This window comes from Nocardia sp. CDC519 (genome assembly GCF_059509835.1).
The window spans coordinates 917,731-930,486 of record NZ_CM183377.1; the positions used below are offsets into that span (position 1 = coordinate 917,731).

At 67.8% G+C, this 12,756-nt stretch carries 7 protein-coding genes; 1 reads left to right on the forward strand and 6 read right to left on the reverse strand.

The window, feature by feature from the left end; genetic code table 11:
• Window positions 1–90 precede the first annotated feature (90 nt).
• The gene (locus tag AC5W7N_RS04080) at window positions 91–588 is read left to right on the forward strand and encodes a peptidylprolyl isomerase (protein ID WP_130918458.1); all 498 of its coding nucleotides are present in this window, start codon (window positions 91–93) and stop codon (window positions 586–588) included.
• A gap of 201 nt (window positions 589–789) precedes the next feature.
• Here AC5W7N_RS04080 and AC5W7N_RS04085 read toward each other — a convergent pair whose 3' ends face one another.
• The 6 genes from AC5W7N_RS04085 to AC5W7N_RS04110 all read right to left on the reverse strand — a co-directional run bounded on the left by AC5W7N_RS04085 (window position 790) and on the right by AC5W7N_RS04110 (window position 12,617).
• Window positions 790–2,334 (reverse strand): acyl-CoA carboxylase subunit beta, encoded by a 1,545-nt coding sequence (locus tag AC5W7N_RS04085; protein WP_163813545.1) that lies wholly within the window; start codon window positions 2,332–2,334, stop codon window positions 790–792.
• On the reverse strand, window positions 2,331–7,610 hold the full coding sequence (gene pks13, locus AC5W7N_RS04090; RefSeq protein ID WP_495923293.1) for a polyketide synthase Pks13: 5,280 nt from the start codon (window positions 7,608–7,610) through the stop codon (window positions 2,331–2,333). Before pks13 ends, AC5W7N_RS04085 begins: the two co-directional genes overlap by 4 nt.
• A gap of 218 nt (window positions 7,611–7,828) precedes the next feature.
• The gene (gene fadD32 / locus AC5W7N_RS04095; protein ID WP_163813546.1) at window positions 7,829–9,745 is read right to left on the reverse strand and encodes a long-chain-fatty-acid--AMP ligase FadD32; all 1,917 of its coding nucleotides are present in this window, start codon (window positions 9,743–9,745) and stop codon (window positions 7,829–7,831) included.
• 194 nt (window positions 9,746–9,939) lie between these two features.
• Window positions 9,940–10,959, reverse strand: a complete 1,020-nt coding sequence (locus tag AC5W7N_RS04100) for an LLM class F420-dependent oxidoreductase (RefSeq protein WP_194991618.1) — start codon at window positions 10,957–10,959, stop codon at window positions 9,940–9,942.
• A gap of 132 nt (window positions 10,960–11,091) precedes the next feature.
• Window positions 11,092–12,081 carry a cutinase family protein gene (locus AC5W7N_RS04105; RefSeq protein ID WP_375139389.1) on the reverse strand — a complete coding sequence of 330 codons (990 nt, stop codon included), beginning with the start codon at window positions 12,079–12,081 and terminating at the stop codon, window positions 11,092–11,094.
• Window positions 12,078–12,617 carry a DUF732 domain-containing protein gene (locus AC5W7N_RS04110; protein ID WP_194991617.1) on the reverse strand — a complete coding sequence of 180 codons (540 nt, stop codon included), beginning with the start codon at window positions 12,615–12,617 and terminating at the stop codon, window positions 12,078–12,080. The genes AC5W7N_RS04105 and AC5W7N_RS04110 overlap by 4 nt, the downstream gene beginning before the upstream one ends.
• Between the last annotated feature and the right edge of the window lie 139 nt (window positions 12,618–12,756).

Below are 12,756 nucleotides of genomic sequence, written 5' to 3' on the forward strand. Positions count from 1 at the left end.
CGGGCGGCGGCTATTTAGCAGAACGCGGATTCGGAAGAAACGGCACCCGAATTACCGTCGACCGGTGGGGCTAGTGGAAAGCTGTGGGGTATGACAAAGGTGAATCTCGAGACGAACTACGGAACCATCGGGCTGGAGCTGGACGACGCCAAGGCACCGAACACGGTGAAGAACTTCCTGGAGTACGTGAACGCCGGGCATTACGACGGCACCATCTTCCACCGCGTCATCCCCGGCTTCATGATCCAGGGCGGCGGCTTCGACGGCGATATGAAGCAGAAGCCGACCAAGGCACCGATCCAGAACGAGGCGGGCAACGGCCTCAAGAACGACCGCTACACCGTCGCCATGGCGCGCACCAACGACCCGCATTCGGCGACCGCGCAGTTCTTCATCAACGTGGCCGACAACGACTTCCTCAACCACACCCAGCCGGCCGGCCAGGGTTGGGGTTACGCGGTGTTCGGCACCGTCACCGAGGGCACCGAGGTGGTCGACAAGATCGCCGCGGTTTCCACCTCCTCGCACGGCGTCCACCAGGACGTTCCGTCGGAGAACGTCGTGATCGAATCCGCGAAGGTTGCCTGATCTCGCTGTCTGACTGCGGCGCCTTCGCGCCGCGTGTTCACGGCCCCTGATGGCTCGCGTTTCCGAACCGCTGCTTGCCTTCGGCTTGCGCATCGGTCGCGGAAACGCGAGCCGGGCCGCGAACCCGGATGCTCGATCGCGCTTCGCTCGACATCGGGCGCAACCAGCCGATGTCTGCTGGCTACGCCGCTATGCCCACTTCTACAGCGGCAGCAGGTGATGTTTGCGCGGGCTGCGCAGGATGGTCTTGTCGCGCAGCAGCTGCAACGCCTTGCGCAGTTCCAGCCGGGTGGCCGACGGCTCGATGACGGCGTCGATGTAGCCGCGTTCGGCCGCCACCCACGGCGTGGCGACGGTGGCGTTGTAGAAGTCGATCATCTGCTGCCGGATCGCCGGACGCTGATCCTCCGGCGCGGCCGCGATCTGTTTGCCGCCGATCAGGCTGACGGCGCTTTCGGCGCCCATCACCGCGATGCGTGCGGTCGGCCACGCCAGGTTGACGTCGGCGCCGAGCTGCTTGGAACCCATCACCGCGTACCCGCCGCCGTAGGACTTGCGGATCACCACCGTCACCTTCGGGACGGTCGCCTCGACGAAGGAGAACAGGAACCGGCCGCCGCGCTTGATGACGCCGATCTTCTCCTGTTCCACACCCGGCAGGAAGCCAGGAGTGTCGACGACGAACACCAGCGGGATCTCGAACGCGTCGCACATGCGCACGAAATGGGCGGCCTTGTCCGAGGCGCGCGCATCCAGCGCGCCCGCGTAGACCATGGGCTGGTTGGCCACCACGCCGACGCTGCGTCCGTCGACCCGGGCGAAACCGGTGATCAGATTGCGTCCGGCCGTCGCGCCGATTTCGTGGAATTCGCCGTCGTCGAAGATCCGCAGCAGGATCTCGTGCATGTCGTATCCGGCGTTGTCGGAATCGGGCACGATGCCGTTCAGTTCCAGGTCGGTGTCGGTGATCTCCGGTTCCAGACCAGGATTGACGATCGGCGGCTGCTCCTGGCATGAGGTGGGCAGATAGCCGAGGTAATCGCGCACCCACTGGAACGCCGCCTTCTCGTCCTCGGCGACGTGGTGGATATTGCCGTACTGGGCCTGGCTGTTGGCGCCGCCGAGCTCCTCGAGGCTGACGTCCTCGCCGGTGACCTCGCGGATCACCTTGGGGCCGGTGACGAACATGTACGCCTCTTGGGTCGCCACCACCACATCGGTGTTGATCGGGGCGTACACCGCACCACCGGCACATTTACCGAGAATCATGGAAACCTGCGGCACCAGACCCGACAGCGGCTCCTGACGGCGGCCGAGTTCGGCGTACCACGCCAGCGAAGTGACCGCCTCCTGGACGCGCGCGCCGCCGGAGTCGTTGATACCGACGACGGGGCAGCCGACCTTCTCGGCGTACTCCATGATCGCGGCCACCTTGCGGCCGAACATCTCACCGACCGATCCGCCGTAGACGGTCTGATCGTGGGAGAACACCGCGACCGGGCGTCCGTCGACCAGGCCGTGCCCGGTGACCACGCCGTCGCCGTAGAGGGCCTCCGGATCGCCCGGCTTGCGCACCAGCGCGCCGACTTCCACGAAGGTGCCAGGATCGAGCAGCATATTGATCCGGTCGCGGGCGCTGGGAATTCCCTTCTTCGCCCGCTTGGCCACCCCCGCTTCACCCGCCGGTTCCTGCGCCAGCTCGAGGCGTTTACGCAGGTCCGCGAGTTTCTCGGCAGTCGTGCTCACTTGGCCCCTTTCGCCTCGATTTCCGCGAGCTTCGCGGACAGGTCCGCGCCGATCTTGCCGATGCGCGGCTCGTCGATGATCTGCAGATGGTCGCCGGGGATGTGGATGACCTCGAGGTTGGGCACGTACTCGTCCCAGCCACCGTTGGGCAGCCGGTCGGCGTAGCGCGGCTCCAGCTCGAGCATGCCGTCGTGGTAGCGGTCGGCGAGGTAGAGCACCACATCACCGTCATAGCGGGTCGGGCGGACCTTTTGCAGCGCACGGTTTTCGATCCACGAGGTGCGCTGGTGTTCGAGCACCCCGCCGGGGATCTTCGCGCCGGTCATCTTGATCAGATCCGACACCATCTTGAACTGCTCTTCGTCCGACGCGTTGGCCAGTTCGAGCAGCTGGTCCCGATCCAGTTCGCCCTGCACGCCGTAGGTCTTCTGCGCGAACGCCTGGTAGCGCTCCATCCGCCGCACCCGCTCTTCGGGGCTGTTGTCCTCGCCCTCGGCGGGAATGGCCAGATCGATCAGGCCGACGATGCGCACATCGGCGCCCTCGGCGCGCAGGATCTGCGCCACCGCCATGGCCAGCACGGCACCGAGCGACCAGCCGTAGAGCACGTACGGTCCGTCGCCCTGGATCTTGCGCAGTTCGGGCACGTACTGGCGGGCGCGTTCGTCGATATCGCCGTCGACGCGCTCGAGGCCGTACATCGGGGTGGTCTCGGGCAGCTTCTTCAACAGCGGCTCGTACACCAGCGTGTTGCCGCCGGAGGGATGGAAGACGAACACCGGCACGGCATTCGAGCCCTCGGCGCGCGGGCGCAGCGGGCGGATGAAACCGTCCACGTCGGCGCCGCTGTCCTGCAACCTGCGCACCACGTCGGCGAGATCTTCGATGGTCTCGGAATCGAGCACATCGTCGACGGTGATCTCGGCGCCGACCCGCTCGGTCAGCCGCGCGGCCAGCTTCTCGGCGGTGTCCTCGTCGAGGATCGGCAAGGTGTTGAAGATGCCCTTGGCCGACTTGCCGGTGACGACCGCCCAGGTGGCGAAAGTCATGCGTTCGGCGGCGTCACGCGGGGGGACGTCGTCTTCGGTCTCGGCCTTGCCACCGAAGAGGGCGGCGGGAGCGGCCTCGGTCTTCGCGGCGGGCGCGGCCTCTGCCTTCGCGGCAGGCGCAGCCTCGGCCTTCGGCGGGGGGGCCGACTCCGCCTCGGCGACAATCTTTTCCGCCTCGGCCTCGACCGTGGTGTCCTCGGCGTCGGTCTTCGCCGACGCACCGGCGGCGGCCTGCACCACCGCGGCCGGATCCTCGCCCGCCTCCAGCGCGGCGCGCGCGGCGGCGACGAAGCCCTCGTCCACGCTGACGTCCTCGCCCGCGGCCTGGCGCTCGGCGATGGCCTGCACCTCGTCGCGGTGTTCGATGGCGTACCGCAGCACCTTGCCGACCTCGTGCAGGCTGGCATCGCGCACGGCCTGGATCTGCAGCTGCGGGATATCGAATTCGTATTCGACGCGGTTCTTGATCCGCATGGCCATCAGCGAGTCGAGGCCGAGTTCCATCAGCGGGATCTCCATCGGCAGATCCTCGACCGCGTAACCCATCGACTCGGCGACGATCAACGCCAGCCGCTCCTCGACGGTCTGCGAGCCGTTGGGATCCCAACGGTCGCCGAAGGATTCGGTGACCTCGAGGTCGGTGCTCGCGGCGGCCTCGACCGGCGCGGCCGTAACCGGTGCGGCCGCAACGGGTTCGGGCAGTGCGGCGCCCGAGGTGACGACGGCGTCGAACAGCAACCGGAACCCGGCGCCCTCACGCGCGTGCACCTGCACCGACGCCCCACCGGGATGCGGGGTCAGCGTGGTGGTCAGCGTGCCGGAAGCCGGCGGTGCGCTGTGCGCGATGGTCGCGCCGAGCGAGACGTCGCTGAGCACCTGCGCGGCCGAGGCCTGCACCAAGGTGGCCAGATCGGTGACGGCCGCGGCCTGCACCTCCCACACATGCCTGCCGTCGGGCAGCGCGACATGCGAACCGGGCGCCCGGCCGCTACCGCCGGTGGACATGGTGGCCTTGGGCCAGTACTCCTTGCGCACGAACGCCGTGCGCGGGATGTCGGCGTAGTCACCGGCGGGCAGCAGCGACGGCAGGTCGACGGCGTGGCCGTGCACATACAGCTGCGCCAGCGCCGAGATCACGCCTGCCGATTCGTCTTCCTTGCGCTTGAGCGTCGGAACCAGCTGCGCGTCGTGCAGTCCGGCCGCGAAGGTGGTGCCGAGCACCTGCATCAACGCGACCGAGTTCGGTGCCAGCTCCAGGAAGGTGGTGATACCCGAATCCACCGCGAGCTTCACCGCGTTGGTGAAGTACACGCTGTGGCGCATGTTCTTGACCCAGTAGTCCTCGTTGTGGATCGGGTCGTGGCCGGGAGCGTAGAACTGCTCCTTGTCGACGGTCGAATACAGGCCGACCTTCATCTTGGTCGGCTCGATACCGGCCAGCTCGGCGGCCAGCTCGCCCAACAGCGGGTCCATCTGCGAAGTGTGGCCGGCACCGCGGGTCTGCAGCACCCGGGCGAACTTGCCGGACTCCTCCACCCGCGCCACGATCTGCGCGACCTGCGCCTGCGGACCACCGATGACGGTATTGGTCGGCGCCGCGTAGACGGCCACCTCGACGTCGGGGAACTCGGTGAGCAGCTCGGCGACGTCGTCGGCGCTCAGCTCGACCAGCGCCATATTGCGCACATCGTCATCGCTGATCATCTGCTCGCCCTCGCCCATCAGGCGCGAGCGGGCGCAGATCACCCGCACCGCGTCCTCCAGCGCCAGACCGCCCGAGATGTAGGCGCCAGCGACCTCACCCATGGAGTGGCCGACGACGGCGGCGGGTTCGGCGCCGTGCGCGCGCAGCAGCGCGGCCAGGCCGAGCTGAATGGTGAAGATGCCGACCTGCGAGGTGCCGACGTTGTAGTCCTGCGCGTCGTCGAGAATCATCTCGCGAATGGAGTAGCCTGCCTCGTCCTGCACCAGCTCGTCGACCTCGTCGACGGTGCGGCGGAAGATCGAATTCTCCTGGTAGAGCTGCTTACCCATCTTCCGGTGCTGGGCGCCGAAACCAGCGAACACCCACATCGGGCCCTTGATCGCGGGGGCGTCGGCGGTGAACACACCGGTGCCCGGCTTGCCCGCCGCGATGGCGCGCAGACCGGCGACGGCCTCCTCGTGGTTCTTGGCCAGCACCACACCGCGCGAACGCCAGTGGCTGCGCTTGGCCAGCGACCGGGCGACATCCGCCAGCGGAACGTCCTTGCCCGGGCCTTCCAGCCAGTCGGCCAATTCGGCGGCGGCGCGCTTGCGGCGCGAGGGCAGGTAGCCCGACACCGGGAGGATCACCGGCAGCGGTTCGGCTCGATCGGCGGACCATTCCGGCTCCGCCGCAACGGTTTCCGCAGCCGCCTCCGACTCGGCGACGATGCTCTCGGCCTCGGCCACCACATCGGTGGTCTCGGCCACCACATCGGTGGTCTCGGCATCGGTGTCGGCGCCGTCGGCGACCTGGGCCGCTGCCTGCGCGGGCACGTATTCCTGCAAGACCACGTGCGCGTTGGTGCCGCCGAACCCGAAGCCGGAGATGCCTGCGGTCGCGATACCGCTGTAGCGCGGGAACTCGGTCGGCTCGTCCACCACCTTCAACCGGGCCTGCTCGAACGGGATGTACGGGCTCGGGGCGGAGTAGTTGATATTGGGCGGCAGCACATTGTGCTGGAACGCCATGACGACCTTCGCCAAGCTCGGCACGCCCGCACCGGATTCGAGGTGACCGAAGTTGGTCTTCACCGAACCGAGCAGCGCCGGCTTGTCGGCGTCGCGGCCGCGGCCGACCACCCTGGCGAGCGCCTCGGCCTCGATGGGGTCGCCGATCGGGGTGCCGGTGCCGTGCGCCTCGATGTAGTCGACGGTGCTCGGATCGATGCCCGCGTCGCGGTAGGCGCGGCGCAGCACGTCGGCCTGGGCGTCCGGGTTCGGCGCGAGCAGGCCGTTGGAGCGGCCGTCGCTGTTGATCGCCGTGCCCTTGACCACCGCGTAGATGTGGTCGCCGTCGCGTTCGGCGTCGACGAGCCGCTTGAGCACCACCAGGCCGGCGCCTTCGGAACGCACCATGCCGTCCGCGTCGGCGGCGAAGGCCTTGATCCGGCCGTCCTCGGAGGTGCCGGGCGCGAAGCCGAGCGTCGTCATCGGCATCAGCAGCATGTTCACGCCGCCGGCCAGCGCCAGATCGGCGTCGCCGTCACGCAGCGCGCGCACCGCCTGATGCAGCGCCACCAGCGTGGACGAGCACGCGGTGTCCACGGTGACCGAGGGGCCGCGGAAATCGTAGAAGTAGGAGACGCGGTTGGCGATGATGCCGTTGGAGCTGCCCATGATCGCGTACGCCTCGGCGGAGGCGGGCAGCGTCGGATCCGGGTCGGCCAGCCCGAGCGCGGCGATCATCTGGAAATCGCTGGTGGAGGAGCCGATGAACATACCGACCGGCGCGCCCTTGAGATCGCTCGCCGGAATCCTGGCGTGCTCGAGCGCCTCCCAGGTGAGCTCCATCATCAACCGCTGCTGCGGGTCGACCCGCTCGACCTCGACCGGCGACATGGCGAAGAACTCGGCGTCGAAGCCCTTGACGACATCCTGATCCAGGTAGCCGCCCCTGGTCTTACCCTCGGCGACGGCCTTGGCCACCGAGGGTTCGCTGAGGAACTCCGACCAGCGACCCTCGGGCAGGTCCCGGATCGCATCGCCGCGGTTCATCAGGAACTCCCAGGTGGACTCCGGGGTATCCCCCGCACCCGGCAGCCGCGTCGACAAGCCGACGATGGCGATGTCGTGTGCCTCGCCGGGGGCGTATCCGGCGGTGTAGGACAGCTCGTCGGACTCGTCCGCCGGCAGCTCCGGCTCACCGTTGACGATGACGTCGGCCAGCGAGGCGATGGTCGGATGCTGGTAGACCACCGTCGCGTTCAGCACCACACCGGTGAGTTCCTCGATATCGCCGCCGAGGGCCATCGCATCGCGCGAGGCCAGCCCGAATTCCTCCATCGGGCGGTCGACGGTGATCTGCTCGAGCGGCTGGCCGGTCGCGTCGGCGACCCACGTGCGCAGCCATTCCCGCAGCTCGGCGACGGAGATGTCCGGATTGGCCGGAGCTGCGGCGGTGGCAGCCGAATCGGCCTCCGCGCCGGGATCGACGTGGTGGTTGTCGGTCGTCTCGGGAGCCATGCCCTCGTTCTCAGCCATCAATCCTCAAGCTACCTGTAAGCGCGCTGGGCGCGGCGGCGAATGGGCACCGTCGCCCATCTCTTAGCGACGCCCAGCCGCGGGCATCGGTCGGTCGAACACGAAGTCTCTCGAACAGCCATATCGGTCGACGCCCCGCCCGCTGTTTCAGCGCGTGGACCGAACAGCGGGCAGGGCAGTCGGCCCGCCGCGGCATGCACCGCGACGGGCCGGGAAACTCACTCCTCCGGGGCGTCCGGGAAGGCTTGCTGGGTGTAGCCGCCCCGCAAGGTGCCGCCGATGTACTCGGCCTTGCAGGCTCGGCGGGCGATCTTGCCGCTCGACGTGCGCGGAATGGAACCGGCCGGTACCAGCAGCACATCGCGCACGGTGACGCCGTGACGCTGCGAGATGGCCGCGCGCACCGCGTCGGCGATCGGCTGTGGATCGGCCTTGCCCGCGCCCGGACCACGCTCGGCGACGATGACGAGCTGTTCGGAGGCGTCGTCGGCGTCGAACTTCAGCCCGGAATGGCTGCCCTGCTCGAATACCTCGGCGGGCAACTGGTTGGCCGGCACCGAGAACGCGGCGATGAAGCCGGGGCGCAGCGCCTTGCTCGCCTCCTGCGCGGAGTACTCGAGATCCTGCGGGTAGTGGTTACGCCCGTCAACGATCACCAAGTCCTTGACGCGGCCGGTGATGTAGAGCTCGCCGTCGAAGTAGACGCCGTAATCGCCGGTGCGCATCCAGTTGCCGTCGGCCGGGGCGCCCTCGGCGTGGCTGCCCGACTCCTGACGTTCGGTGAGCTTGTTCTGGAAGGTCGCCGCGGTCTCGTCCGGGCGGCCCCAGTAGCCGATGCCCATGTTGTTGCCGTGCAACCAGATCTCGCCGACCCGGCCGTCGGGCAGCTCATGGCCGCCGCCGTCGGATTCCACGGTCTCCGGATCCACGATGACCGCCCACTGCGAACGCGCCACATAACCGCACGACACCTGGGCGATGGCGTTCTCGGCGCTCGGATCCACCTTGACCATGCGGCCGGCATTGAGCTCGTCGCGGTCGACGTAGGTGACCTTGGCCTCGTCCTCGGACTTGGTCGCGGAGACGAACAGCGTCGCCTCGGCCATGCCGTAGCAGGGCTTGATCGCGGTCTTGGGCAGACCGTACGGAGCGAACGCCTCGTTGAACTTCTTCATCGACGAGGTGGTGACCGGCTCACTGCCGTTGATCAGGCCGATGACATTGGACAGATCGAGCGACTCACCCTGCTTGGGCAGCCCACGCGCCGCGGCGTGCTCGAACGCGAAGTTCGGGGCGGCGGCGAAGGTGCCTGCGCCGTCGGAGACCGCGGCCAGTTCCTTGATCCAGCGGTACGGGCGGCGCACGAACGCGCTCGGCGACATGATGGTGATGTATTTGCCGCCGACCGCAGGCAGGATCACCGTCAGCAGGCCCATGTCGTGGAACAGCGGCAGCCAGGTGACGCCGCGGGAATTCCAGTCCAGGTTGATCGCGTCGACCATCTGCAGCAGGTTGGTGCCGACGGCGCGGTGGGTGATCTCCACACCGGCCGGTACCCGGGTCGAGCCCGAGGTGTACTGCAGGTAGGCGATGTCGTCGACGGCGATGTCCGGGCGGACCCAGCTCTCCCCGACACTGTCGGGAATGGCGTCGACGGCGATGATGCGCGGGCGCTGAGCGGCGGGCAGCGAGCGGAAGAACTGACGCACCCCGGCCGCGGAGGAGCTCGCGGTGAGGATGGCCGACGGTTCGCAGTCACCGAGCACCGCGTGCAACCGGTCGGTGTGACCGGGCTCGTCGGGATCGAACAGCGGCACCGAGATGTTGCCCGCGTAGATGGCGGCGAAGAAGGAGATCACATAGTCCAGGCCCTGCGGTGCGAGGATCGCGACCCGGTCGCCCGGGTTGGTCACCTGCTGCAGTCGGGCGGCCACCGCGCGCAGGCGCACCCCGAATTGCTGCCACGTCAGCTCGTGCACCTCACCGTCTCGCTCGCGCGAGTAATCGATGTAGCGGTACGCGAGCGTGTTCGCGTCATTGCGTGTGTGCTTCTCGACGTGATCGACCAGGGTGCGATCTTCGGGAATTGTGATGTTCCCGTTTTCGTCCAGGTAATCGTCGAAAGTCTCGTCCATTCCTTCTCCTCCGAGGCACACGCAGCCAGACGACGACATTCGCCGCTGTTACCTGTGAGGCCCCGACTCGCTTTCGCCCGCGGGAGCCCGGGTATCAACCGAGCCGGCCCTGCAGATTTTTGTTGCGGTCTGCGCGGTGACCGCCTATCGGCTAGATGTTCTCAAACCAGAGACATGTTACAGAGAAGAGCCACTCACTCGTCCCGCAGCAAGGGAATCACGGGGGCGAACGCGTCCATCTGGGTGGGGAACACGCCCACGTACGACATCCCTGTGAGTTGCCGCACCCGGCGGATCTGTTCGGCGATTTCCTCGAACGAACCGATGGCCACGTAAGGCGAGTTCAAGATCTCCTCGACCGTGAGCTTCACGTCGACCTCGAGATCGGGGTGCAGACCGCGGTCGATCGCCGACAGCGCCATTTCCGCGGTCTTCTCCCGGTCGTCGGTGATGACGATCGCGGTGATCGCCCAGTTCAGCTCGATCTGATCGAAGCGCTCACCGGCGGCGTCCTTGATCAGGTTCACCTTCTCGATGGTCTTCTCCATGGTGATACCGGAGAGCAGACCCTTGCCGTTCTTGGTGGTGACCGGAACGACGGAGATGATGTCGGCGTGCTTGGCGGCCAGGCGCAGCATCTTCGGGCCACCGCCGCCGGTGCACAGCGGCGGACGCGGGCCCTGCCGCGGACGCGGGGTGCCCTTGATGCCGTTGACCTGGTAGTACTTGCCCTGGAAGGTGCATTCCTGCCCGCGCAGCAGCACGTCGAGGATGGTCAGCGCCTCATCGAGCTTGGCCAGGCGGATGCCGGGCGAATCGTATTCGAGCCCGGCGGCGAGGAACTCGTCCTGCTTCCAGCCCGCGCCGAGCCCCACCTCGAGCCTGCCCTTGGACAGCACGTCGATGGTGGCCAGGTCCTTGGCCAGCACCACCGGGTTGCGAAAACCGTTCGCCAGCACCGAAGTGCCGAGCCGGATCCGCTCGGTGGCCTGGGTCAGCGCGCCGAGCGCGGCGATCGGGCCGATCTGGTCACCGAGGTGGTCGGGAACGACGAAAGTGTCGAAGCCGTACTCCTCGGCCTGCTGTGCGGTCTGAATGAACTTCCGGGCACCGCCCTCTTGCTTGTTTCCCTCACCCGCAGCCGCGAAGCGGAACGGACGCAGTGGCGAACCCAGCGCGCTCAACTCACCAGCCGGTGCGGCGGCTTCAGTCATGAACTCATGCTCCTGGCTATCGGAAATTGCCTGCGCGCACCCGCCGCCTGGCACGGGGCGGGCTCGCGATCATCAGCGCACTTTACAGCGTGACGACGGGGTCGGACCGCGGCGTCCGAAGTTCTGCCGACCTCACGAATGCGGGGGCCGCGGAGCCGCCTCGATCAGGCCACTTGCCCAGTTGGCCGTCCACTGGGTGGCGGTGGTGCCATTGGGATCGACCACAAAACCGTTGTAGAGCGCGTGCACCGGATTGCCCACCGCACCGATCAGGGTGGTGAGGCTGCCGACGATGTTGGTCGGACGCAGCGCGTCCCGCGGAGCGTCGCAGATCAGGTCGGTCGGCGCGCAGATCGTGTACGTGCGATCGGCCACCGATCCGAACCCACCCGGTCGCGGCCCGGTCATGCTGATGCCGGGAACGTTGAGGCCGGCCAGCGCGACCTCGGCGCCCACCCCCGGCGGGACGGGGCCGATCGGGATCGCATTGCCCGGCCCGGTCTCACCGGTGCGGCGGCCGTCCGCGATCAGCGTGACACCGAGCAGCAGATCCTCGGGAATCGGGCCGTTACCCGCGCCCACCTGAGCCGCGATATCACCGGCGATCACCGCGCCCTGGGAGAAACCGGCGAACACGTACGAGGTCAGCGGGCATTCGGCATGCCGAGCGGTGAGCGTGTCCACCATCTTGCGGGTGCCTTCGGAACGGCTGTTGTTATAGGACTGCTGGCCGTCCGGCGGGAACGCGATCGGGTTCGAGAACTGCGCGACGTACGGCACGGTGTAGATATCGAGCCGCTCGGCCGGGAACTGTTCACGCAACGGCCCGGTGACGTTCAACATCAGCGAGGCCGGATTCGCGGTCGGATTGTGCGGATCGTCGTTACTTGCCGACTCCCAGGTACCCGGCACCGCGATCATCTGCACATCGGGGCAGCTCGCGGGCTGGCTGGTGGGCCGCTCATCGGGCGGCTTGGGCCCCGGCTCCGGTTCCCGCAACCGCCCGGCGAGCAGATACCAGGCCAGCACCACCACGATGACTACCAGCACCGCCAGTGCGAGCAGCACCAGGCAGCCCACCGGCCTGGACCGGCGAGATCTCGAACCGCGACGCGCGCTCACTGACAGTACGTCTGCTTCGCGACGTCGATGTAGATCTTCCCGGCCTGCTCGACCGGCATCTTGGCCGGATCGAACGCCGGGTCGGCGCCCGCCATCGCATTGGCGTAGATGGCGATCTCGGCATCGGGCTTACCCGCCGCGACCGCGCCACAGATGTAGTTGCCGATGGTGATCGCGTCCTGCGGGTTGGACGGGTTGACGCCCTGCTTGTTCAACTCGGCGAGGAAGGTCTTCTCCTTGTCACCGAGATCGCCGGTCTCGGCGGGCGGAATGTCCTCGGCGGGCACCGGCGCCGGACGTTCCTGCGGCGCGGGCGCCGGGGCGTCCTCCGCACTCGGCTGGGCGGGCGGAGCGCTCTCGCCCTCCGGCGCGGGCGCGGCGGAAGCGGATCCGGGCGCCGACGTGGCCGCCGACGTGGAGGGGGTCAGCGTCGGCGTGCTCGACGCCGTCGAATCGTTGTCACCGCAAGCGGCGAGCAACCCGGATGCGGCGATCGCCACCGCAACGCCGACTACCTTGCCACGGGTCCGATACATGAAAGTCCTTTGTTATTTGGCCGCTGGCGCGGCGGGTTTGCGGCCCCCTGCTGTCTCGTGTTTCCGCGGCAGCTGCTGGCCTTCGGCGCGCGCAAACTCCCCGAAAAAACAAAAAAAGGCGCCAAACACCCCAGGTTTT

Coding starts and splice junctions, on each gene's coding strand:
- AC5W7N_RS04100 (WP_194991618.1), bottom strand. CDS start 10,959: ATGACTGAAGCCGCCGCACCGGCTGGTGAGTTGAGCGCGCTGGGTTCG.
- AC5W7N_RS04110 (WP_194991617.1), bottom strand. CDS start 12,617: ATGTATCGGACCCGTGGCAAGGTAGTCGGCGTTGCGGTGGCGATCGCC.
- AC5W7N_RS04080 (WP_130918458.1), top strand. CDS start 91: ATGACAAAGGTGAATCTCGAGACGAACTACGGAACCATCGGGCTGGAG.
- fadD32 (WP_163813546.1), bottom strand. CDS start 9,745: ATGGACGAGACTTTCGACGATTACCTGGACGAAAACGGGAACATCACA.
- pks13 (WP_495923293.1), bottom strand. CDS start 7,610: ATGGCTGAGAACGAGGGCATGGCTCCCGAGACGACCGACAACCACCAC.